Origin of the sequence: Novipirellula herctigrandis (assembly GCA_007859835.1) — a bacterium.
Taxonomy (GTDB): Bacteria; Planctomycetota; Planctomycetia; order Pirellulales; family Pirellulaceae; genus Novipirellula_A; species Novipirellula_A herctigrandis.
In genome coordinates, this window is record SJPJ01000001.1 from 4759879 (window position 1) to 4785110 (window position 25232).

Sequence of the window (25232 nt, forward strand, 5' to 3'; positions counted from 1 at the left end):
ACTTATCGCCATACCGCTCGGTCGCCGAGTTGGATTTGGCGTACTGCGGCAGCGTCCGCCACGGTTGCCACGGCTTTTCCGTCACCTGTCGATTTCAGCACAAGCTGCGTCACTCGAATGACGCCTTGGGATGTGCGACGGAAGATCCCGGCTGGCTGTCCCAAATCAATTCGATCTAGGTTGTGTCCGATGAGGACCACTTCGTTGTTATCAAAATTCAACGAAACCACTTCGCCCACGATCAAACCGGCTGGCAGTGATCTGACAGAAGTAACCATGGGTGCGCGCTGTCCTTCTTCGGTCGGCGTCGAAATCACATGCTCTACGGGTTCCTCCGCGACAACCTGTACCACGGTTTGCTCCGCGTCAACAGATACCACTTCTTCAACTTCCTCGGCGACGACAGGTACCACCGTTTCTTTCTCTGGGTCAACTGGGATTGAACGGAGTTGCGGAACTAACTCCTCCACGAATACACGTGTTTCCGTTTCAGCTTCGACCGGTTGCGTCGATACAACCATCGGCCTGCGACGGATGATTTGAACTTGGTCTTCCACTTCAACAGGTTGGAGATTATCAATGGACGAACTAGCGAGTGACGAAGCGTTGCGGTCACTCAGAAACGCTTTGATGGGGGGTGAGACCGCAGCCTTCTGCAACTGCATCTCCATCGGTCGACGATATAAATTGTAGCTAGAGTCTTCGCCGGAAGCATTGCCCTCATCTTGATCTTCGAACGGGTTATTCGTTTCATCCGCGTCCATTTCATTCGCTGCGGAGTATTCGTCAATATCGCTCAACAGGTCATCGGCGGCACCTGTTGATTCACCCTTCATTCCTTCTTCCTCCTCCGGAGTCTCGCCTTTTTTCTTTTCATCGGGAACTGGAATTAGCTCAGGACCATCTTCTTGGACAACGGGTTCCTCTTCGATTAGTTCCGAATAGTCTTCTTCGATTGGCCCCGTTGGCGGTCCGCCAGGACAGCATTTGCAGAGAACGCGTTTGGCTAGTTTGCGAATTTCCTCGGACGGTTCCAATGGACATCCGCTATTATCACGTTCGTAAGCGATCTCGCTAAGCCGTTTGGTGATCTTTTCATTGCAGCACGACTTCGATCCGCATTTGCGACAGCATTCACAATCAGATGCTTCATCAACCGCTTTGATTGCCGCCATTCGAACATCCGGTGTGCAGTCATCGGTCGCTGCGATTAGAGCATCGGTAATCTTTCCGTCTTTGTCATAACAACTGCAACCGATGGTAGCGAGATACTTGATCGCTTTAATCTTCTGTTGCTTCATGTCCTCGGCTTGTTTGACCTCAGCGGCAGCTTTGATCGCAGGATTTTCCGATTCCAGGTTGGCTGGATCCGCAATCGCCTTGAGCGGTGGTTTCCGTTCAAGCCCCGGATGGTTACCCCGCCGATTGGTTGCCACATCACGGAGCTTCTGCAGCCCCTGAGGGATTCCAATCAGCCGCCAAATCGTAGCTGGACCCGTTGTCGCAGCAGCACTGGCCGTCGCCGGCGCGGCCGCAGCGATTGCCGCTGGGTCATCCGCAAAAGAAATCGCGGATGTTGATAGCAACGCAGCAAGAGCTAAACCGGGGGCGACTCGCAAATTTGTCATATCAACACGATCCTTCGCATACTGACGGACTGTCACGTTATCCTTGATTCAAGCGATCCCTATGCGTCTAACGGCAAGGAAACACGCTCGATCAGCCTTCCGACTTGGCAGGCTTACAAAACGCATCCCAATTGGGTGGGCGTCGTTTTGTAGTAAATCGGACGGTTGTACGGAAAAATTGGGCGAAGATCTCACAATCCATACAGATTAACTTTGCGAGGATGCATTTATACACTTATCGTGTCGCCTGCTAACTCGATGAGGCGTCGATGACTTCGTAGGTGAAGCCTGAGTCATCCGCCCCAATGGTAACCTTCGAGATCCCTTTGCCTTCGGCGAGCTTCGCCAAAACTTGAGCAGAAAGCTCTGGCAAAAGAGTGCGGTTAAGGATGTGATCAACGTTTCTTGCACCTGTGTCCACTTCGGTACAACGAGCGAGAATCGCGTCGACAACGCCGTCGGTGTAGGTGAATTCCGCTGCGTAGCTTTCGCCAACACGCTTGGCGACCTTGTCGAGTTTCAGTCTTGTAATTTTTGCCATGACCTCGTCACCTAGCGGATAGTAAGGAATCACACTGACACGACCCAAAAACGCCGGCTTGAATGTCTTAAGAAGTTCGGGGAAGACCGCCGAAATAAATTCATCCGGATCGGGCATCGTGTCCGGATCGCTACACACACTCTTGATCAAATCAGTCCCCGCGTTGGTAGTCATGATGATCACGGTGTTCTTGAAGTCGATGTCCCGACCTTCACCATCCTTCATATTTCCTTTGTCAAATACCTGATAGAAAACGTCTTGAATCCCTGGATGTGCTTTTTCCATTTCATCGAGCAAGACAACCGAGTACGGTTTTCGGCGGATCGCTTCGGTCAACACGCCACCTTCACCATAGCCGACATATCCGGGAGGCGAGCCCATTAGCAGTGCAACTTTATGCTCCTCTTTGAATTCCGACATATTCAGTACGGTCATATTTTGCTCACCGCCATAGAGCAAATTGGCCAGCGTGATTGCTGTTTCGGTTTTGCCCACACCACTGGTGCCGGCCAACAAGAACACGCCAATTGGCATCCGTGGATCCCGAAGCCCCGCTCGACTGGTTCGTATACTCTGAGCGATTCGATCCAGTGCATGCGATTGACCAACAATCGATTCTTCCATCATCCCCTTCAAATTCAAAACCGTTTGAATTTCGTTGCTGACCATGCGTCCGACCGGGATTCCCGTCCAGGCGGCAACCGTTTGGGCAACAGCCGACGAATCGACACAGGCGAACATTAGCGGGCTCTCGCCCTGGACTTCATGCAAGTTTCCTTCCGCTACAACGAGTTCCTTTTTGTATTGGTCTAACTGCTCGGGTGTCGGCGCCTCCGGTTGACCTTCCGCTGCAGGTTCACTGGGCGCTGCGGCTTCACTGGACGCTGCGGCTTCACTGGGCGATGCGGCTTCACTGGGCGCTGCGGCTTCACTGGGCGCAGTTGATGCCTGATCGCTGGAGGCCTGTTGAGTTTGTTTCTCCTCATTCAAAACTGCTAAACCGACCGGCTCACCGGAAATCTGATGACGTAGCTTTTGGATCTGCGTAACAAGTTCCTTTTCCTGTTCCCATTGCTTCGTCAGTTGTTGCAATGTTTCCTCGGCTTGCTTGAGTTCCTGTTCGCACTCCGCAATTTTCTTTTCGTGGTCGGCCCCCGTCTGTTGTTCGCGACGAAGAATTTCGATCGTGACTTTGCATTGATCAATTCGCCGTTGTGTATCTTCGACCGCCGATGGTGTCGCCGTCTGGCTCAATCCGATCCGCGCACATGCGGTATCAAGTAGACTGACCGATTTGTCCGGCAATTGCCGACCGCTGATGTAACGACTTGAAAGTTTCACGGCATCGACCACCGCTTCGTTTAGAATGCGAACCTTATGATGCGATTCAAGCGTCTCAACAAGTCCGCGCATCATTTCGATCGCGACTGGTTCGTCAGGCTCTTCGACCTTCACCACTTGAAAACGACGCGCCAAAGCAGCATCCTTCTCGAAGTATTTTTTGTATTCCGCCCAGGTCGTCGCCGCGATCGTTCGCAGTTCTCCACGGGCTAGCGCGGGTTTGAGCAGATTCGCAGCATCGCTTTGTCCGGCTTGCCCTCCCGCCCCGATCATCGTGTGTGCTTCATCGATGAACAGAATAATGGGAATGGGTGAGGCTTTGACTTCATCAATCACCCCCTTCAAACGATTTTCAAATTCACCTTTCATTCCGGCACCGGCCTGCAATAGTCCAAGATCGAGTGAGCGAATTTGGATATTTTGGATCGACGGCGGCACATCTCCCGCAGCCACTCGCAAAGCAAATCCTTCCACAACTGCGGTTTTCCCAACTCCCGCTTCGCCAGTCAGAATCGGGTTGTTTTGGCGACGGCGGGTCAGGATATCGATGATTTGGCGAATCTCGTGATCGCGACCCAATACGGGATCGATCGCACCGGCAGCGGCTCGTGCCGTTAAGTCGATAGTAAATTGATCCAACGACGGTGTTTTTGTCGGACCGCGTCCTGGCGCCGCTGTTCCACCTGCCGCCCCCGTTCCGCCGCCACTGGTCATAGGGACATGCTCTTCATCGGACTCGGCCAGAATCACGGCAAAGTCACGAGCGATTGCATCGGGGTTGACCGCCTCGAACTCCTTCGACGCTTCCAAAGCCGTTCCACGCAGTGTGTTCGATGCCAATAAAGCAACCAGCAAGTGTCCGCTGCGCACCTTTCCGACGCCTTGATCAATTGACCCGAATAGCCATGCATCACGAACCAGATCGACCACGTTGGGGGACAATGCCGGTGGACGGCCGTTGCCAGTTTTGAATTTATCGATCGCGCGAGTCAAATCAGTCGTCAACCGAGACACATCGACGCCAGATGCTTTCGCCGCAATCGTAAGATCACTTCGATCATTCTCAAGCAGCTTCAACAACCAGTGTTCGATTTCAATATTGTAATTGGTGCGGGAAAGACACAACCCAGCAGCCGCTTCGAGAGATGCGCGGCAGGTGTTGTTCAATTTGCCAACAAGTTCTTTCAAATTAAGTTGCGACATGGTAGTAAGAACCTTTCGTTGAAAATGAATAGTAATTTCTTAGTAATCGACGGGTGAACCATCATGGTGAAACACCGCATCATGACTGTCAGTTGTCGGCGTTTGGCTGCACAACCACGTGTTCCATCCCAAGTTGGTTTTGACTCGATCCGCAGCGGCGGCACTACCTAATTGACAAGGTGGTATCTCATTGGCGATTAAGACGACTTGAACATCAAACGAAAACTCACACCCAACGTAACTGCGAATCAGTTGACATATCGGAATCAATGAATCGCCCGTTGGCATCAATCGTTGAAATTCTTTATACCCCACCGGTCCAATCTGAATACGAAATTTCGATGTTGGATCCCATGTTTTTTCTCCAAGAACCGTGTCCGCACCTAGACAGCTATGTCCATCTAACACACCGATTCGCGATTGTTCCGACGGAGGCAACATGAGCCATTGCCCAAATAGCGACAACACTTCGGTATCAAGTCCAAGGAAGTCGGCAACCATTTGACCGAGTGATTCGGCGTTGGGGCGATCGTTGAAGATTCCTCCGTAGTACACACTCACGTCGTCGAGAATTTGCAACCGATCGCGAACGCGCCGCGTCCCTCGACCCACGATGGACAATAGTGATTCGCGTAGTAGGTCGACTGCGGGATCGCTTTGACGTAACGCCCGCTCCACTCCCGCCGGCACGTAATACTTTTCCCAGGCGCGATAAAACAAGGACAGTTGTCGATGTGAAAACAAATCCAAGAAATCACGCAGCGACGTGTCTCGATCCCGAGTACGGTCGATCACCAATTGAGTGTAATGGTTAGGCAGCGCACCGACCGGTCCGATCAATCCCCAAAACGCGACTTCGATCTCGATTGGGAGCGTATCAACGTCGTTCGCCAAGGAATCATCAGGCGACGGCTTTGGGGGAACCTTTACTGAGACGATCTCGGCCGCGGGAAACTCCAATGCTGCTTGTGATTGAAACCGAACAGCCTCTTCCGCGGCGTTCTTCATCGTTCCAATCTGACCTTGATTGGCGCCAAGCGAGCGCGCAGCACCCGATGCAAGCAGTAGTCGTACAGCTTGGTAGAACGAGAATCGATGCGGCTCTTTGACGAGCCGATCGATTACAGAAGCGTTTTTCTTCCTGATCGAGCCGGCCATTTCGCAATCGGTTCTTCGCGTAAGGTGCTTAACAGTTTGATACGTGTGAACGAATTGATCGTTGCGTACAGAGCGAGGAATTGTTCCAAAATTGATCCCAATAAGTATGCCCCGCCACTGCTGAGCTTGTCTTCATCGATCAGTACATCGATATCAAGACCGCGACAAAAGGTGGTTCCTCCGGTGCCTGCACCGGATTGACACCTCGCGACACCATGTTCGTAATGAACCGATCGGATCGAATCAATTCGCTGCCGAATGTCGCTGCTTTGGACAAACTCATAGAGGCTCAATATTTCGCGAATCGCCGACGCGCCGTCGCGCCCGTCGAATAACGACACATGACCTAAAGCAAGATGACTGATTAAACGCCAATAGGTCCCCTTGCCAACCGGAGGCCGAATCGTCGGACGCGGCTGCGTCACACATTGAGGCGCATCGATTGGACCGCCGCGGACCAATTGCAACCGCGGTCGCCCGCCTCCAAACTCCAATCGCTCAGGCAAATTCCGGCTGGTGCAAAGCAGTCGAATATCAAGCACCGTCCCAGCGGATTCTTGAGGTGAGAAATCGAGATCCACGAGCGACAAATAGACGTCGGTCGCGCGATCCACATCGCCACCACTCATCTCGGCTTCGCGGCGATGCAAATGATAGAACCCTCGCCTCGTGTCACGCTCAGCCGCATGTCGAATGGAATAGAAAGGGTAATATGTCGTTTCACGATTGTTCGTGTCGATTCCCGTCACCGCTGAGATTGTGTGGACTTCAAACGCTCGCGGTTGGCGAGCATCAGGCACAATTCGATACTCCGATGCACCATGCGTCACCCGAATCGGCTCAGCACGATGTTCAAACAAATTCACCACCGGTGTACATCCCAACCGAATCGTATCAGCCGCCACGAACGGTTCGATGTCTCCAACATGCCGCCGTAATAAAATGAAGAGATGCAGGTCTTCACCAAAATCTGCCAATCGTTCTTTCTTTATACCTTGGACGTCAAAGAACATGAACTTCTCAGGAGCCGCAAAATACTCCGTTAATAGTCGGTAGCCACTAAAAGATCTTGCTTGTGTCGGAAGCAACCCCTCGTCTTGAGCGAACCCGACCTGACCAATGGCATCCGGTCCCAACCGAATCGGATGCGGATCCTCCGGTGATCGGGCCAACAACACTTCCACGCAACCACCGTGTATCAATTCGTAAAGATCCATCGATGCCCGCGACAACCCCCGAATGAAAAATCGCAGCTCTGAAATATCCATGCTGCTAATCGGGACCGACGAACGAAAACTTTTCACCTGCAAATGCAGAACCGATTCACTCTTACTAAGCGAGTCGGTGGGAGGACAGGAAAACGGTTGTCCGCGGTAGGATGCCGCCGACAGCGAAATCGGAAAGAGCTTCACTGGATAGACGGTGCGAAATTGGCAGACTCCATCGGTAGTGGATTCTGTTTCAATGCTCTCACCCGCTGCAACATCGTAACCACCCACCAGATCCGCTTGACGTTTATCAAGTGAAAACTCGATGATCGCAGTCGACGGCAGAGGTGCCAAATAATGCGGATAGAGAACACTGAGCAGCGCGTGGGTGATTTCCGGGAAATCGTCATCAATTTTGAGCCGGGTCCGTGCCGCGAGCAAAGCAAACGATTCGATAATTCGCGAAACATGTGGGTCTTCCGACAAATCATCGCCCAAACGCAAACGGCCAGCGATCTTGGGATGCTCAGTCGCAAATTGCGAACCGAAACGCCGGAGAAATTCGAGTTCCTGGTTGTAGTATGGAAGCAATCGGTCACTCATCGGCGCACTCCTTGTACCGAAAAATCTCCCACGGTTGCGTCAAGCCAACTATCGTAGGCAACCGGTTCGGGTGCGGGATCGACTTTCAACATCGCATCGATCCGAAATCGCATGCTGCGGTCCGCTGGATCATCCTTGTCGGCCAACATAACTCGGATATTGACTAATCGCGGTTCAAAAACCTCTAACGCCCGTTGGATCATGACACGCAATATTTCTTGTTGTTCTCGAGAGCCTGTATTGATCCCAACGCAATCGGGAATCCCGTAGGCAACGAGCGATTTGCCGAGTTGATCGAGCCCATCGGGATAACCGGTCGCACGACAGCGAGTATTTAGCAGGTTTTGCAGATCACGACCAACGCTCGCTTTCATCTGCTGCAACACCTGCGTACGACTAGCGGGCAATTCCGACGTCCGATGGGGTTCCATATCAATCAGTCGATCGAGCACACTGGGGATCAACCGTGTGTCAGTGGGAATACGAGACATAGGCTGTCTACTCCACTGGCTCGATCGTGACCAAACTCATTAACGGCAAATCCTCTTCGCCGGCAAGCAAGGTCTTCTGACCTCGCCCTCGAACGATCGACTCACCCACATCGACCCAATCGGTGCTACGCCCCAATCGTAAACTGGCGTCTGCCACCGATTCGCTGTCCGATTCAAGGTAAATCGCTGGCAAATAGACCTCGCCATCTGGCCCCGATTCAATCGCCAATGACGCTTGCCGCCAAAGCAAATCGATCGATCGTTTTGGCGGGTGAACTTCGAGTGCAATGATTTGTTTCCAATCAATCCAAAAATACTTGCCCGTCGACGTGTGCACTTCCAAAACGGGAGCAAGCACGTCATCAAGATCGCGAAGTTCCGTAACGGTTTTGTCATTAACGTTCCATCCGCTGGGAAGCTCTGGTGCCGATTCCGCCGATACGTTGATCAATCTGGCCGCCTCGGTCATGTCGCCTTCGCGAATCGCCGTGATTGCGCGTACATGGTTTTGCAGTTGTTCCGAAGGTGCGCCGATAAATTCCGGCATCCGGCCCGAATAAAAACACTCGCGACGCGCCATCTCAGCGCGAACAAGTTGCCTAAACAGCGCCGCTGCCATCGCCGCTTGCGGGTCTTGCGTGGAAATCGTTTCCATTTGACGATCGGCACGCTCCAAGTCACCGGCAATGCAGGACAACTCGGCTAACTGAAAACGCAAATGACTGTCGGCCGGGTTTTTCTTCACCAACTCAATCGACTTTTTAACCGCTTCGTCAAGTTGCCCAGCTTGGTAGAGCTCACTCGGTGTCATGTTCATTGTGATGCTTTCGTTGTGGTATCCGCAAAGCGGAGTCGTGGAGGAACTCTATTCACTTCCCAAAATTGTGGTTAAGCGTACACTGCCGACCATCTCATCAAGTTCATAGTGCGGTGCCAATCGCATAAGGCAGCGAAAGGATCCAGGTCGACCGGGATCGGGTTGCACCGAGATATCTGCTTCACGAAGCGGTTTGCTGCTCTTGACCGACGCCGATGCTTCGCGATCGGTCGTAACGTAATCAACAATCCAATCGTGCAAAATTCGCTCCAACTCCTCTGCCGTGGTAAACGATCCAACTTTTGATCGGGCGATTATTTTCACGTAGTGTGCGAATTGGGAAACGGTCAACATGTAGGGCAACATCGCACTAATTTTCGCATTCGCCGTTGCATTCGCTTCATCGTATGTCTTTGCACGCTGCAGCGATTGACCGCTCGCAAAGACTGCCATTGGCGTATCTTTGCAATCGCAAAGTGGCAGCAGTCCCAAATCGCTAAGTTGCCGCTCAAGCGAATCAGTCACAGCAATCTCTGTGACCGGACGGGGAATCACCCCAGGTGAGTCGGTGGGAAAACTCAATGATGGCAGATCACGAATCAACCCACCACCGTCCTCGTTCTGACGCAGGCCACGGATGTCGGCTAGCCACCCGCTCGTTGCGAAAGAACGCATCGTCACTGCGGCGTATGCGTACCCCGGATTGCCCCACAAGTAGCCACTACCGTCGGGCTTACTAACATCCTCGGAAAAAATAAATCGGTCTATGCGGCTTCCATCATCGCCATAAGGGCCGCGCATTAAAATACGAGGCAGCAAAACGCCGACAAACCGAGAGTCCTCTTGATCACGGAGGGAATTCCATTTGAGATAATCTGCTTGTGAGAGTCGCCTCCGATGGTCTCGCGTGATTTGTAATTCCGAGAATGACTCGAAATCCAACAAGTCGGGACTGGCCGCACATAAAAAGGGACAAAACGCACTCGCCGCCACACCTGCAATCGAACGCAGAATGGAAACATCGTCGTGTCGATATTTGGGGGTGACGCGATGATTGATCTCGTAATCGCCAATCAACAAACCGAACGGCTCGCCACCAGACATTCCGAATTCTTCTTCGTACACCTTCTTGAATAGTTGACTTTGATCAAACTCAACCGAGCGTTCAAAGTCCTTTTCCAATTCAGCCCAACTGACCGACAGCATACGAATTTTGATTAGTGGATCACTTTCATCATCCGCTCGACGGACGAGAAAAGCTAAACCACGCCATGACGCTTCAAGTTTTTGAAACTTTGGCGCATGCAAAATCGCGTTGACCTGTTCGTTTAACATCGCATCAATCGCAGCAATGTCAGCGGACAAACGGGTTGCGGTTGCTTCCGCACTATCGTACCGAGAATTCTCTCGCCAACTCTTTCCCAGCCATAATTCTAATGCCTCGCTAACTTGCTTAGCATTCAAAAATGCATCAAGAGCCCCCCTTGAATCGGCACGGGTTTTCGCTCTTGTCTCGGACGAAGTCGTCTCCGAATCTAATTGAGTAAGCACGATGTCCATCAATGAATCAGCGACCGCGTCAGGCGCGGCATGCGGTTCATGCGTGGGCATCGCATTTGAACTAGGATCGGCATCGAGCACGGCACGAACCCTCATTGTACAACGGCCCTGAAAGGCCGCTCATGAAAAAAACGACGGACACGGAGGCCCGTCGCATGAATGTTAGACTGAAACTAACTGCCCATTTTCGGGATGCTGGCAACCATTCGCATGCTGGTTGTCAACTCTTCCATTTGCAACCACGGTCGCATCCACGCAATTGCGTTATAAGAACCAGGCTGACCCGGGATCTCACGGACTTGAACCTTAGCTTCGGCCAACGGATAGCGCGCCCGGATTTCCGAGGACGGGTTCGGGTCGGTGGTCACATAATTGTGAATCCAACGATCCAACCATGCTTCGCAATCGGTCGCTTCCATAAACGAACCGATCTTGTCTCGCGCAATTACTTTCAAGAAATGAGAGAATCGACTCGTCGCCATAATGTAGGGTAACCGAGCACTGATCGCAGCGTTCGCCGTCGCGGCAGCACGATCATATTTCTTTGGTTTTTGGCATGTTTGTGCACCGAAGAAGACAGAGTAATCGGTGTTCTTGAAATGGCACAACGGCAAGAACCCCAAATCACTGAGTTCCTTTTCCCTGCGATCCGTGATTGCGATTTCGGTTGGACACTTCAAGTCCATATCACCATCATCGGATTTGAAGATGTAGGCTGGTAGATCTTCGACCTTGCCGCCATTTTCTACTCCACGAATCGCAGTGCAAAAACCGCTCTTTGCAAACGCATCGGTCAGTTTCGTTCCCATCACATAGGCGGCGTTCATCCAGCAGAACTCGTCATGTTCAACATGGATCGACTCACCTTTGCTGCCGACCTCGACTTCCTCGAAGTCGAACTCGTCAATCGTCTTTGTGTTCTGACCATAGGGCAACCTCGCCAAGGTTCGGGGCATCGTCAAAACACAGAAACGGCTATCTTCGCTCTCTCGGAAACTTTTCCATTTGGTGTATTCGACAGCATCGAAAATTCTCGACAGGTCGCGTGGCTTGGTCATTTCCGTCCAGTCGTCAAAGCCGAACAGTGCGGGGTCAGCGGCCGAGACGAAAGGGCAAAACGCGGCCGCAGCCACGCCACTGACCTTGGTCAGCAAGTCAATGTCTTCGGGATGATTACTGAATTGAAAATCACCGATCAGGGCACCGTAGGGAGCACCACCCGGCGTGCCAAATTCGTCCTCATAGAGTTTCTTGAACAATTGACTTTGGTCAAACTCAACCGCACGATCCATGTCCTTGAATAATGTCTTCTTGGAACAATTCAATGCGCGAATTTTTAGCGTCTCGCCCGTTTCGCTATTCATTACCAAGTGGTGAATGCCGCGCCATGTGCCTTCAAGTTGTTGAAACTTGGAATGATGCATAATCGTAGCGAGCTGCTTGCTCAACTTCGCGTCGATACCGGCGATTGCGGCGTTAAGACTTCGCATCACGTCTTTGTCAAACGTGACCGTTCCTTTGAGTGCTTCGCTCGTTAGCGTCTTAAGAAGCTCTTCGGCTCGGGACCGCTCGGTCTGTTTGGTCGCCGAAATTGCGGTTTCCAGCAAGCTTTCGCCGACACCTTCGGTAACCTGTTGACTCTCTTGACTCGCTTCGGCTTTTGCTTTGCCAGGACTCATAACGAAAACTCCAGTGCGATGGATTTCAGTATTTAGAAGACAACAACGCGTCTTAGTGAATAAGAACGGACATCAATCAACATCCTATTCCAATGTGTTGCGTTAGGTGCGTTACCTATGCGTCTTCGCTGACCCCGAGTTCGCTAGAAAGCTTCTTGAGTTGCTCCGTGTTGCTTAACACTTCTTCGAGCACGTTTTCGAGATCGTCGCTACGGTCGATTTTGGTTGCCAAATCACGGAGTTTGTCGCGAGTTTCCATCAATTTGCGCAGTGGCTCGACTTGTTCAACCACATTGGCTGGTTCGAAATCTTCGATCTTTTCAAACTCCAAATTGACCGACATTTCGCTACCATCGTCCGCAAGCGTGTTCTCGACACGCATGTTCAATCCTGGTGTCATGCGTTTGAGTACGTCATTGAAATTATCGCGATCGATTTGGATAAACTTACGCTTAGCCAATGGATCAAGTTTCTTCGTCGGGTCTCCAGAAAAGTCACCCATCACTCCCACAACAAACGGAAGTTCTTTTTCAACTTGGGCTCCTTCCGTTTCCACTTCATAGGTGATGTGAACGCGAGGCTTACGAACCCGACTGAGTTTCGTTTGTTGGCTTTCAGAAGCCATGATGGTTTCTCCCGAGCGGTAGTTGAAAGACGCTATCCCCACACATCTTCGATTCTATTACGATGGCAGGTGTGATGCAACTATCCAATGGAGGGGTTTTCCGAAAGACTTAGTCCTCTTCCGTCTCATGTTTGATATCGATGCCGGTGCGTTCGGCAAATCGAGTCAGAACTTCCTCATCGGTGATCATCTCTTGAAGCAGGTCAGGCAGTTCCATTCGGCCAATCCGAACCGCCTTCTGCAGCATGTAGCCGACCGGTGAGTGCGGTTCCGTTTTGCGAAAAAACTCGCTCGCTTGAAGCAGCATCCGGAACGCGTCTTCACGATTGGCGACTTGCTTCTTAACAGGATCCGCACCCGCCCCGCCAGTCGATGCACCTGATTGCACCAGCGATCCTGAATCATCTTCGGATTGCTCCGCGTCCGAGGATGCATCATCCGACATGACATCCCGAGCAATCAGCCGAAATGTTTGCTGACATTGCGCCAATGCACTTGCAATTTGTGAACTCGGTGGTGCAACCGGAACCCCATCATGGCTTCCACACTTTGCCTCAAGCAGTTGATTCATCTGCGAGAACGCTTCAATTGCTTCCTCGATATCCTCGGCATGTTGCCGAAGTCGCTCGGGATCAATTTTCCTCGCGGCTGCATAAAACTCGGCCTCCGAAGGCCGCGCATCGGAGTCATTGGTTGCTTGACGATAGGCAGCAAATGACAAATCGGAATGGTCCGCAACGGTCAGCAAGGGGATCGACTCGATTGGGATAATCAACGTCCCCTGACTGTTCTCACCGTTGAGGCTTGCCAATTGAGAAACGGTCCCCACATGGCCTTCCTCTTCATCCGGTGGTGGACAAATATTATCCCAATATCGATCAACCAGTTCAGCAACAAGTCTGAACCCATCGCGAAGACCGGCGAAACCTGACAATCGTGTGTTCGCTTCGATCAACCACGACGCAACCCAGAGATCTTTGGAGTGTTCGGCTATGATTTCGGTACAGCAATCCAGTACGCTTCGCCATTCCGGTGCTTCGATTCGGCGATCCTCTTCGGGGATCAGCGACAAATCTTCTTCGCTATAGATTTCCAATTCTCGCTGGCGGCGTTCCCTCGAGACCGACTCGGTGCGACCGTCCTTGGCTCGCTGCAGCAAATCGCGATTGGTTTCCCGCAAATACGTTCCGGCAGGATGTTCCTCGGAGATCGGCGAAACAAGATGATCAAGATCCAGTGTTAGTTCGGATGCCATGCTATTGCTAAACCTTAGAGTAGCCTCATTGGGAGTACGATCACCTACCACAATAGTCGGTGTCTAAGAACAAGGTAGGATCGAAACACCTAATTTACCGGGCGTTTCCCACAATCCAACGCTTCCCCCTAGGGATCCTATAGCGATTAAGACGAAAATATCGATATCAACTGCTCACCAGAACACAAACTACTTGCCAGAACCTTGTCGGGCCGAAACCAGCCAACCTTCAACAGGCCGCCCGATTTCGAACCGCTGGACCACTTTGCTAATCTTCATCCGTTCCAGACCCGCGCCCTGAACTGCCGCTGCAACATACTCACGACTGTGTGTATAGCGTCCATGCGGACACAATTGGTACAAATCCGCTGAAGCTGTCGATTGCCGTGTTGAAGGTTTCAGTGTTGAAGGTTTCAGCGATTCAAGCGTGAAGATCATCACACCGCCCGGTTTCAAACACTGGCTCGCGGATCGCAGCACCTCGTCAAGTTCTCCAAAGTAGCAAAGCGTGTCGGCAGAGATCACAACATCAAACGAACATGGATGAGTCGACATGAATTGCGTGATTTCACATTCGTGTAGTTGATCGTAAAGCTGTCGTTTGAATGCTTGGTCCAACATCGCCTTTGACAGATCCACACCGACAAGTTTCGAGGCCAGCGGCCGCAAAAGCGGCCCACATAGTCCGGTGCCGCAACCACAATCAAGCACGTCAACTTTTCTATTGGGCAGCTCGATTTTTTCAAGAACATCAGCAATCAGTTGAGGGCTTTGGTAATCTAAGCGTGCCAGTTTCCGATCAAAATTTTCAGCGAATCGCTCGTCAAACGCTTCTCGTATGCATTGGTCGTCACAGCGCGGCGGTGGTGCTTCACCGGAAATCGACGCCAACATGTGCTTGGCCGTCGCATTGCTCGGATCTTCACTGAGCCACTGCGTCCAAACCTCTTTCGCCTCATCGAATCGCTCTGCATCCAAAAACGCACGACCCAGATTTTCGTGTGCCGCAGAATGATTTGGATCCAATTCAATCGCCTGGCGATAGTGGCAAGCGGCTTCGTCAATACGCCCGGCCTCGCTGAGCATGTTGGCAAGATTGAAATTGGCGTCGGCGGAATCGGGGAATTGATCGACAGCCGCTCGGAAACACTCAATCGCTTCCTCTTTTCGACCTGCTTCCTCCAATGACACTCCCAAGTTAATCCTCGACTCGAAAAAGTCACCGCGTCGGTCAATGGCAAGACGGAACGCCGCAATTGCTTTTTCCAAATCGCCTGTAAGCTTCTGCGCGACTGCAAGGTTGTAGGGATAGAGAGAGCTTGTCGGGTCGTTTTCCGTCGCATTGGAGAAACAGCGGATCGCGTCCGCCAATTCGCCGCCTTGCGCATGACAGACACCGAGCAAGTGCCACGCCTGACCACTTTTCGGATCGATGCGTAGCCACTCGTCGCAATGAGCTCGCGCCGCGACTAAGTCGTTTGCCTTGAGACTTTCGAGTGTTAGTTCGCGGATGTTCATCTATCAGCTTCCCCTCTTTGCTAGTTCGACCCAGTTTCGAAGATTCGACTCAGTTTCGAAGATTCGACTCAGTTTCGAAGATTCGGCTCAGCGGCACTCAACTTGAATTGTCGATCGAAACTCTTCGAAGTTCACCAAAATGTTTCGATTTTCTGATATTTGACACCGGACGCTTGGTCTCCATCAGGTTCATCCTTGCACTGACGACCGGACGATTCGTTACAATGAGCACGTTGGCGTCACTTCAATGAACTTCGGATCCGGAATCACCCTCGTTCGGCTTGTCCGTAATGGAAAAGCCAAAGTGTGTGTGGTTGGGTGATCATTCGGCTGCATCAAAAGGGACAGCATTCGTCGATGTCGATATCCGCCAGAGCCGGTGACGAAATCGTTCCCGGATTCACGCTCGTTCGATTGCTTGGATCGGGAATGGCCGGTGAAGTTTGGGTAGCGCGCGCCTCGGGCGGCGTGCAAGTCGCTATCAAAATCATTCAAGATCTTGAATTGCTCGGCAGCCAACGCGAACTCGGCGCCCTGCGGATCGTCCGTGAAGTCAAACATCCAAACCTTTGTCCACTCTTCGGCGTTTGGTTCTTTGACGTAGGGGGCAACCTTTTCAATGCCGCAGAAACGGAAGCCGCGTTCTATCACGATCCCAAATTGCGCGAGACGATGGTTCTCGACTCGACCAACCAATCCGAAACCGAAGCAGACGACCAAAGTTTCGTTGCCACCCAACCGATGGGAACATCCGCCCCAATTCCGCATCCTTCACCCGAATCCGCTCGGTCGGACGAGCGACCCGACCATCCCATCCCCACACAAATGGTTGTCGCGATGGGATTGGGAGAAAAAACGCTCATCGATCGCTTGCACGAAGTCCAGTCATCGAAACAAAAAGCCAATCAGCTAGCCGGCATTGAAACCGACGAGTCAAAGCAAGATGGAATCGAGGTCCATGAACTGCTGCGTTATATCAATGCCGCCGCATCGGCCATCGACGAACTCAACAAGCGATACAGCATCTATCATTGCGACATCAAACCGCAAAACATCCTCGTCGTCGGCGGACAAGCTCAGGTCTGCGATTTCGGGCTCGCCCGCCAAGTAGCAAAGAGTCGTCAAACACAAATGGCATTCGGCACACCCGCTTATGGGGCCCCGGAAATGCTGTTTGATCGCACCTACAGCAAGACGATTGATCAATATTCGTTGGCGATCACTTACTACGAATTGCGTACTGGAAAATTACCGTTTGATCGAGTCACCCAATCGTCGCTATTAAAAGCCAAAGCATCCGGGAAACTGGATCTTGCACTTGTTGCTCCCGAAGAGCGAGACGTCATTTCGAAAGCAACCCGGTTAGATCCAACCAAACGCTACGAGGACTGCCAAAGCTTTGTCGCAGCCCTTAAATCCGCGGTGGATCGTCCGCCGGCGGCTCCTCGACAATGGCGTGCCCCAGTGACCTTGGCTGCCTTACTAATCGCCGTCGGCTCGGCAATCGCAGCATGGTGGTTTCTCTTTGCAGACATGCAACCAACGCCCCAACCAGAAACGACCACGACGGAAACCGCGAGCGTTGAGCCAGAGCCAGAGCCAGAAGTCGCTGAGTCCGATTCAGATTCTGCGTCAGAAGTCGCTGAGTCAGAGCCAAAGGAGGCACCGCAGAAAGAAGAAATCGTTGAAACGCGGCCAATTGAACCGGACACGATCATCGAATCGGAAGCAGAATCGGTGACAGAGCACAACATTGAACCGATGGAACCGGAAGCGACCGAAAGCGAATCAAGGGAAATGGCTGTCCCGTCGCCTGATTTGAATGCCATTTTACGATCAACAGCGGCTTCGATTGATTCGACAACTCAGCGTATCGTGAGTCAATTCAGGTTGCTTCAAAACGCGGATCCTGAGGCGATAAACGGTTTAGATCCAAAAATCCTCGAAGCGTTAGTGGCAGAGGCCTGCGGCGTGATGCAAGCTCAATTTCACGCTGTGACCAATCAGTCAGAGAGCGATCGTGAATTGATCGACCATGCAAATGAAATGGTCACGCTATTGATTGCGCTTTTACCAAAGGCGCCCCTAACCAACACGCAGCCACTATTGGCCCAACTAGCGCTAGCCCAGCTGCAGCGTGAGATGGCGGTCTCCGATTCGGTGAGTCCTGACATGATCGCGGCGCGAGTCGCCCAAGTTCGTCGCCACTTTGATGCGAATGGCCACTATGCGTATCCAGAAGCAAATGCGGAAGCCGCCTTGGCAATCGCCTACAGTTGGCCCGCGCAGTGGAATAACGCTGCCTGGGATTTCCAGCTCGCCGAGTCCGATTTGCAGCGAAGCGAGAGCTTAAACCCAAAAGATTCCGCGAACCAAAACGCAGTGATTTCATTGCATGGGCGGTATCTGATCGCATTGCTGTTGCAACGGTCTCGATTGCCGCTCGACAAACCTCTCGCCGACGCGACCGAGCGAGCCGCTACTTCCGTAATCAGTGATTCAAAGTGGTCCACGATCGCATCAATGGCACTGTGGTTGCTCCATCCGATAGAAGAAAAAGACGAGACATCTCTTCCCGCGAACAAGCGTCCGTCGTTGCCAAAAGATCCACCATCAACACTGCCGGTTGCACTCGAGCCACAATACCGATTGGCTGCCGGATGGGCGGATTGGCATCAAGGTGAATCGCGATCTGCATTTGATGCTTGGCAGAAAGCAGCCATGGATGCTGACTTGACAACCAAGACCGCTGATCAAGATCGACATCGCGCGGCACAATATCTATTAAACTGGCTCATCAAATCATCAGACACGAGTGACAACCAGATAGACTCCATCCGTTACTCTCGTCTTCATCGAAGTGCCATCATGGTATTGGATGCGGTAGAGAAACTTGGTGCCGGTGCGGATGCATTACAACTGCCGCTTGCATCGGAACGACTATTGTGCTGCGTAGCGGCAGCGGATTTTGATACCGCGAAAGTATTGCTAACACAGTACCGAAGGTTGGCCAACGAACGACTGGAAACCGACCTGACGCCCCAACTTGGACGGGCCGTTTTCGACATTGCTTCGAATCACGTTGACTCGAATCGCGATTCACCGGACGCCGAATGGACGTATCTGTTGTGCGCGGGGTGTATCGCACAAACAACCGACGACCTGTTTCAAGAACACGAAGCATCAAAGCGGTCCAGGGAAGCGTTGTTTGTTCGCTGCTATCGACCGGTGATGCAAGAGCAAAAGCCACGAATGCGATCTTCCGCTCTCGAAACCCCGAGAATCCCCAATCACGTTGACGAGCGTATCTTTGCTAAGTTCTGTGACAATTTCGTCAAACTGGCTGCCCAGCCCGATGGGCGCAGAATTTACCAAGACATACTTCAATGGCTTGACGATGTCGAAGTGGCTGGGGCAATCGCAGGCAATGCGTCGAGCGATTTTCCGCATCGTGCGGACCTTCTTTGCACGGCAAGCGAAGCTTTCATGCAGTCACGTTACGAACAGCAAGACGATATAGCGGCGAAAGAAATCATCCGCATTTTGCAACAATACCACCGCGAGGCGGTCACAATTGGCAACACACCTCGCGCCGACTTTTTATTGGCACGAATTGCCGATCAAAAAGGGTTCGCCGAAGCGGATAGCCACCGCAGCACAACATACTATCAAGACGCGATTCGACTTTACGATCAACTGATTGATTCGACAAAAGATATTGACGACGGCTTCCGTGGAGTTGTCCTGCGTTGCCGGGCAAGCATTCAGCAACGTCGTGCGACTCAGTTGAACGCCCCACAGAGCGAACGGGTACATCTCAAAGCACTCGAAGATGCTCGCGACGCGATCGGACTTCACCCGTACTGGCACGCCGATAACGACGACCGACTCGAAACCTTGGCGGATGTCTGTTGGGGAATTGTAAGTGCCTCGACATCGGTGACAAAAGACGAAAAGAACAGCTTATTGAACGAAGCAATTGGTGCGATCGATCAAGCGATCCTAATGCGACGACGCGACTCATTGGAATTCACGCAATTGGCGTTAAAGAAACTCAACGGATTGTGGATCGACATGTTGGTAAACGGGAAATCCGTTAGAACGGAGCAAACCAAGAACTCAGCATTGCAGTGGATGAACGAAATCAGCGATCAGGCGGTGGCCACCGAAAAAGGTCGGTTAGCAACGCTGACGATCCGCGCCGACTCTGCGAGGTTGCGATCGCAGTGGCACAGTCGCGCGGCGCGAGTCTACGACATTATTGGAGACAAAAAGACCGCCCGACAACATAGCGACCAAGGTTATGCAATTGCGACAAAATCGCTTGATGCGGAAGATCCATTAAGACACATCATTTCACTTGAATATGTGATTCTAAAAAGTGAAGCGTTAGGAAGCGGCAGTCGTCAATTCAACCGAGAACTTGTCCAACAACTAAAGAGTGCCCTCAACCAAATCCAAAACCCGCGTCCCGACATTCGCGCAAAGAAAGACTTTTTCTTGAAGGAATTGGCAAAGTACTGAGCGAACTTGAAGCGTGGCGTTTCCGCAGATTGTCAACTAATCCTGCCGAATGCCCTTGGCTAATTGGTCAAGACTCTTGGCATGCAATCGGCTCGCCCAACTTTTACTAATTCCGGCCCGCTGAGCGGCTTCGGTTAGCGTATAGCCATCGAAATAGATACTTCGTATGAGACGTGCTGCATCGGGCGGAAGCTGAGCAACAACCTTCTGCAAACGCTGCTGCATTTCCAAACTAGCAAGCGCTGCACTTGGAGATTGCTCGCTTGAAACGGCATTCCGTAAAGACGCATCATTGGATTCCTCATCGCGACCGCTCGCCAGATAGACGACCGCCAAACGCTCGGTCACTCGGCCAAGCCATGCGACGTCCTCTTTCAACGTCGGTTGATCACTCGCTTCGCACTGCTCTCGCTCTAAAACATCATCGGCCATTTGCTGGAATCGCATCCGCCGCAATCTGGCTCGGCTTGTCCAAGTCATCTTGGACACACCGTCGTAGATCTGTCCTCGAATGCGGTAATAGGCATACGTTGTAAACCGAGTCCCGGCTGTACGGTCGAACTTCTGGGCTGCCTCGACAAGCCCTAGTTGGCCGTATGCAATTAGATCATCCAAATCAATTGGGACCGGCAAACTGTGAAAAACGCTTAATGCGATTGAACGGACAAGCCCTTGGCCTTGTTCGATTAGACCGGCCACATCGACCGGTTCCGTGCTCTGCGGTTTGCTTTCGCAAACTTCTTCGAGGGATTCAATCTTAGCGCTGGGACGTGTCATTGGTCTGTCTCCAGCGATTGCCATAATCGATCAATCCGTCGGCGACTTTCAGGGTCGTTCCATAGTGCCGCCGCGACGTTTTGACGTAGCGGAATGGGAATACGACCTGAATCGGCTCCCATCCGATATTGCAGAACTTGCTCAACAAGCAACTCGCACAACTCCGGCCCGAACGCGATGTTAGAGAGCGTCGTTCGCCACTGGCAAAGCCATTGCAACAAGGTGTCGGGATCTTCATGACGCCGAGAAAGCGTCTCACCGAGAACTTGAGCCAGCAATTGGTCGCGTGTCGCAGCCATGTTCTCGGATTGCAGGTCCGATTGCACGAAACGATTCGGTTCGTTTTGTGATGCTGTCATAGTCGGAATTACGTCTTAAACTTCCAGTAGTAAATTAGGATTGCGGCAATGGTTGCGACAAGGACACCGTTAATGATCAGTAAGAGTTGGACGGCCGCCTGCATCCGATTTTCTTCTCGAATGGCTTCGCTGCCCCATTCCAATTCCTCTTCTTCCTCGCGAGATTTCCGAAACACGCTGGCGAGGAATGCTTGTCGGTCGGGCGTTTGACCGCTGGCAACAAAGTAACAACCGCTGAACAGCAACGGCTCGCGACTGGAGAGCGAATTGGCTGTCAAATCGAGGGCGTACGAAGATTGAATTAGATGGGCTAATCGAGGCAAGAAGTTTGAACGGATTCGGCAGAGCAAGCCGTACAGATGACGATTGCCTCGTTTGCTTAGCCCGTCTTCTTCGCGGAACAACAAGTAGGACCAATCTTCGAACGCACCGCAGGCATGCTTCACGACCGCATCGAGTTGGTCCGGCTTCGCTGGATTCCAAAGTCCGAAACCTTTTCCGAAACGCTGAGTTGCGGCGCGGCTGTTCCCAACACGGCGCACCAGTTCTCGGAACCCCGACTCCTCTTCCATGCCGTCAACAATGTGGGTCACACTACAACGAACTCGCGTCGCGCCACGCACCGTGGCTAAATCCGCTTTGATCGCGGTCTGCAATTGCGTGACGGCATCGCTAGTTCCGTCGGCAAGCAGTTTGAACGGCGTTGCAACCAAAACTCCATTGATCGCACACAATGGATCTCGCACACGGCGGATACATCGGCACAGGTAGGACAATCGAGCGGTCGCTTCGCTTGACTGCGAAATGGCCAACCGCGGTGTGGCAGCGGGCGCCACCGGAACCGAGTGCCCTTCGGCTCCCGACATGCCAACCATCATCGTGCCGCGAACCATGTCGTTCGGATCGCCACCACCGCCGGCCATCGGAGCGGGGGAACCTGAGGAATCGGCGGGTCCGCCAAAGGGAACGACCGGATTAGCGGGCTCGTTGCCGCCGAGTTGCGGTTCGTTGTAGGATTCCGGCGGTGCCGAACCGACTTGTAGCGTCCGAGTAGGATCAAACGCAGGCGTGGCTTTTCCCGGAGATGCTGGTACCGGGCCTGAGCTGACACCGGCTCCCGCAACGGCCCCCACACCGGCACTTAGCAAATGCCCTAAACAACAACACTCCGTGCAAACGACATAGATGCTTTGCTCGTTTGCAAACACATGCAATGGTCCGGGTCCACTTGGGACGTGAACGGAAAACTTCAAATTGGAAGCCGCCATGAACGCGTTGGCAGCGTCGTTGTCGCCCGGGCCAAGCACCAAAAAGATAGGCGTTTCGGAAGGATCAATGGACTGCGTCCCCATCGCTTTGACCGCTTCACTCCAAACACGGTCGATTTCCGGATAAGGAGACGGTTCACCCTGCAACCATAGCTTTAGCGCGTACCAAACGATGCAGGGAATAAACAGCACCAGCATCAAGATGGGAAAGACATCCGTCCGGAAAAAGACCCAGTACTGCTCGATTCCCTCCAATCGCCAAATCAATATCCAACGCACGATCGCGATCGTCAACAAACAGATAAACAACAGCAATGCGACGCGAACCGGCAGCGGTAGCCCCAACATACGCTTCGGTGAACTGATCACGTTGCTGGGGATGCGAGCCAGCATCCGGAACGGATACAGGATCAAATCGATAAAACTACGAAGGCCACTCAAGTTCATGCGATCATCTCAATTATCAGAACGTGTCTTATAAGGGCGATTCGGGGCCGAAAAACTTGTACGCCAAAGCAGCGACCACCGCAGCTAACAGAACGCAAAACAATCCCGACCCAATCACCAAATACTTACCTTCAAGCGGTGGCGCCCCCGCACCAGGACGGCCCAGTTCAAGAAGTTGCGGACGTCCTTGCCCCAGTTGGATCGACATCGAAATCCGCCGTGCCCATTCGTCAAGCGATCGCGGCAAACCAAATTCTTCTGCATGCTCGATCGCACTAGGGTCGCCGTACAGACCGCGAAAACCAAGAACGACACAAACGTAGAACACCTCTAACGCATCTTTCTTCGGAAACTCACTCGCCTTCTTGGCCTGCAAATAGAATGCGGTGAACGCATCGCCCGATCGGAATAGCTGGAATTCCAACCGGTTCTCTTCCCACCACGTCCGTCCTTCCCAAGGAGCTTCGATCAACAAATCATCCACCCACGCGACCAGGGCATACTTTGCCAATTCCCAATCCGGCCGTGAGCCAAGTCGATTTTCGGCGTTATCGATAAGGCCGCGAACGCGAACGCTAATATCTTCGGGAAGCGGCGTACGACCAGCCTCGATTTCATCCATGACAGACAAAACGTAGGTAAAAATAGGATCAACAGCGGCGGAAAACTCGGGTGACATAAAATTGGTGACTTCTTTTCGAAGGGATCACTACTGCCCCAAAGGAACCGCGAACAAACTCAATCGAATGATTCCGCTGATCTCGTTCGCGTTAATATGCAAATCTTTTTGGCCTTGCAGCGAATCGAGATTCGCAATCAAGTTCTCGTTGAATCGAGCACCCAATGTCGGTGAGTCCTGAGCCTGCAATTGATCCCAAATCAAACCGCTACGCTTGACTTTATAGAAAATCCAATTGCTGCCTTGGGGCAACACGCGAGGAGCAGGTGTCTCTTCGATCATCAAACCAGGGACGCGGAACTTGAACATGTAGTCCACTTTCTCGCTACTACCCAATTTCCAGTCCAATCCTTTTGGCGATAGCAGTTCGCGGATCTGCTTTACAGTGATCTGTTGATGCTGAACGCCAATATACCATTCCCAATCCCTTCCGAGCCACTTTTGACTCAGTGCCACTTCTAAGCCGCGACCAGCACCAATGAAGTCGCGCCGTTCGTACTTGTACTCTTGCACTTCGGTGATCAGCGAACGGATCTCTTCACGTACCCAGCGAAAGATACGCGCCAAATCGTCATGGTCATAATGCGGAATTTCTCCGGGTCGACGATCGCTGCGAAATATGGACAACGATCCGACGATGCGGCACAACTCGGTGTAAGCGACGAGCGGATGCACCCCTCCCGCGAACGCCAATGAACGCAGCGAAGCGAACCCTTCATTAAGCGAATGGAGCATCAGTAAACGATTAATGTCCCCTGCTTCGAGGGCGCCCTGCATAATTCCTCGACTATTCACTTGGGCACTGAGGACTTCGATTTTTTGGCCGATAATATCGTAGACCGCGCGCACGTAGTCGCGGGCTAATTCAGGCCACGCGTCACAGGCCAACAGTGGCGGTATGTAATCGGCGTCCAATTCCGGTGCCGCCTCGGTCGAGCCGCTACGTTTGACACGGGCGATCGGCAAGGTTTCGAACCCGGCCAAATTCTCGGTCCCCAGCATGATTTGGACGTTCAAAGTTCGCAGGTGGATCTCTTGTTCGTTACCTCCAGCGTTTTCGTCTGGCACGTCCGACACGAGCGAGACATAACGATGCTCACCACCTCGCTCAACAAGCGTGTTGGCGCGCCCGAGACGCAATTTGGGAACCGCAAGAAAAACATCAATCGATTCGTCTTGCTCGAACGCTTGAGAAAGATCCTTGGCTCGAATGGAAGCCGAACCGCCCAAGTCCTTGCGATCCGGTTCTTGACCGACGGAAAACCAAATGATCGTTCCGTCTCGAAGCCTTGCCTTGCATTCACTCAGTTCAAACTGACCGTTCGCGATCGCTTCAGTGCTATAACTGATCTGCCGCAATCCGTAGCTGTAACCATGATCCAGAGCAACTTCGTTGCCCATCAGATCGGTCATGCTGCGTTCTGCCGCTTGCATGTGATGTGGTCGGAGAAACATTCCCTCCAACCATGCGACCTGCTCGTTTTGCATTGTCTTTTTTCACACAGACATGAGGGGATAGATGTTACACTAATTCTTTTATAGCCGAACCCT

General features: G+C 52.3%; 17 protein-coding genes. 1 reads left to right on the plus strand and 16 read right to left on the minus strand.

Annotated elements, in window-relative coordinates; translation table 11 throughout:
- Positions 1–2 precede the first annotated feature (2 nt).
- The 11 genes from CA13_RS17435 to CA13_RS17485 all read right to left on the minus strand — a co-directional run bounded on the left by CA13_RS17435 (position 3) and on the right by CA13_RS17485 (position 15627).
- Positions 3–1628 (minus strand): hypothetical protein, encoded by a 1626-nt coding sequence (locus tag CA13_RS17435; RefSeq protein ID WP_146398729.1) that lies wholly within the window; start codon positions 1626–1628, stop codon positions 3–5.
- A 250-nt stretch (positions 1629–1878) separates the two neighbouring features.
- Entirely contained in the window at positions 1879–4713 is a 2835-nt protein-coding gene (gene tssH, locus CA13_RS17440; protein ID WP_146398731.1) for a type VI secretion system ATPase TssH, read from the minus strand.
- Positions 4714–4752: 39 nt separating this feature from the next.
- Positions 4753–5871, minus strand: coding sequence for a type VI secretion system baseplate subunit TssG (gene tssG, locus CA13_RS17445; protein WP_146398733.1), 1119 nt, complete (start codon positions 5869–5871; stop codon positions 4753–4755).
- Complete coding sequence (gene tssF / locus CA13_RS17450; protein ID WP_146398735.1) at positions 5835–7682, minus strand: type VI secretion system baseplate subunit TssF; 1848 nt, start codon at positions 7680–7682, stop codon at positions 5835–5837. Before tssF ends, tssG begins: the two co-directional genes overlap by 37 nt.
- On the minus strand, positions 7679–8173 hold the full coding sequence (tssE, locus tag CA13_RS17455) for a type VI secretion system baseplate subunit TssE (protein ID WP_146398738.1): 495 nt from the start codon (positions 8171–8173) through the stop codon (positions 7679–7681). Before tssE ends, tssF begins: the two co-directional genes overlap by 4 nt.
- A 7-nt stretch (positions 8174–8180) precedes the next feature.
- Positions 8181–8990 (minus strand): type VI secretion system accessory protein TagJ, encoded by an 810-nt coding sequence (locus CA13_RS17460; RefSeq protein WP_146398740.1) that lies wholly within the window; start codon positions 8988–8990, stop codon positions 8181–8183.
- Positions 8991–9038: 48 nt separating this feature from the next.
- Entirely contained in the window at positions 9039–10646 is a 1608-nt protein-coding gene (tssC, locus tag CA13_RS17465) for a type VI secretion system contractile sheath large subunit (protein ID WP_146398742.1), read from the minus strand.
- Positions 10647–10723: 77 nt separating this feature from the next.
- Positions 10724–12229, minus strand: coding sequence for a type VI secretion system contractile sheath large subunit (gene tssC / locus CA13_RS17470; RefSeq protein WP_146398743.1), 1506 nt, complete (start codon positions 12227–12229; stop codon positions 10724–10726).
- 115 nt (positions 12230–12344) lie between these two features.
- Positions 12345–12854, minus strand: a complete 510-nt coding sequence (gene tssB / locus CA13_RS17475; RefSeq protein WP_146398745.1) for a type VI secretion system contractile sheath small subunit — start codon at positions 12852–12854, stop codon at positions 12345–12347.
- A 109-nt stretch (positions 12855–12963) separates the two neighbouring features.
- Complete coding sequence (gene tssA / locus CA13_RS17480) at positions 12964–14109, minus strand: type VI secretion system protein TssA (protein ID WP_146398747.1); 1146 nt, start codon at positions 14107–14109, stop codon at positions 12964–12966.
- Between the two features lie 189 nt (positions 14110–14298).
- Positions 14299–15627, minus strand: a complete 1329-nt coding sequence (locus tag CA13_RS17485; protein WP_146398749.1) for a tetratricopeptide repeat protein — start codon at positions 15625–15627, stop codon at positions 14299–14301.
- A 357-nt stretch (positions 15628–15984) separates the two neighbouring features.
- Between CA13_RS17485 and CA13_RS17490 the strand changes: the two genes are divergently transcribed.
- Positions 15985–20151 carry a serine/threonine protein kinase gene (locus CA13_RS17490; protein WP_146398751.1) on the plus strand — a complete coding sequence of 1389 codons (4167 nt, stop codon included), beginning with the start codon at positions 15985–15987 and terminating at the stop codon, positions 20149–20151.
- A gap of 36 nt (positions 20152–20187) precedes the next feature.
- On the opposite strand, the gene CA13_RS17495 is transcribed toward CA13_RS17490, so the two are convergent.
- The 5 genes from CA13_RS17495 to tssK are packed head-to-tail and all read right to left on the minus strand — an operon-like array spanning position 20188 to position 25169.
- Positions 20188–20928 carry a sigma-70 family RNA polymerase sigma factor gene (locus CA13_RS17495; protein WP_419194504.1) on the minus strand — a complete coding sequence of 247 codons (741 nt, stop codon included), beginning with the start codon at positions 20926–20928 and terminating at the stop codon, positions 20188–20190.
- Positions 20925–21287, minus strand: a complete 363-nt coding sequence (locus tag CA13_RS17500) for a hypothetical protein (RefSeq protein ID WP_146398755.1) — start codon at positions 21285–21287, stop codon at positions 20925–20927. The genes CA13_RS17495 and CA13_RS17500 overlap by 4 nt, the downstream gene beginning before the upstream one ends.
- An 8-nt stretch (positions 21288–21295) precedes the next feature.
- A complete protein-coding gene (locus CA13_RS17505; RefSeq protein WP_146398756.1) occupies positions 21296–23002 on the minus strand; it encodes a type VI secretion protein IcmF/TssM N-terminal domain-containing protein in 1707 nt (568 codons plus the stop codon).
- A 28-nt stretch (positions 23003–23030) separates the two neighbouring features.
- The gene (locus tag CA13_RS17510; RefSeq protein WP_146398758.1) at positions 23031–23681 is read right to left on the minus strand and encodes a DotU family type IV/VI secretion system protein; all 651 of its coding nucleotides are present in this window, start codon (positions 23679–23681) and stop codon (positions 23031–23033) included.
- A gap of 30 nt (positions 23682–23711) precedes the next feature.
- The gene (gene tssK, locus CA13_RS17515; RefSeq protein WP_146398761.1) at positions 23712–25169 is read right to left on the minus strand and encodes a type VI secretion system baseplate subunit TssK; all 1458 of its coding nucleotides are present in this window, start codon (positions 25167–25169) and stop codon (positions 23712–23714) included.
- Positions 25170–25232 lie beyond the last annotated feature (63 nt).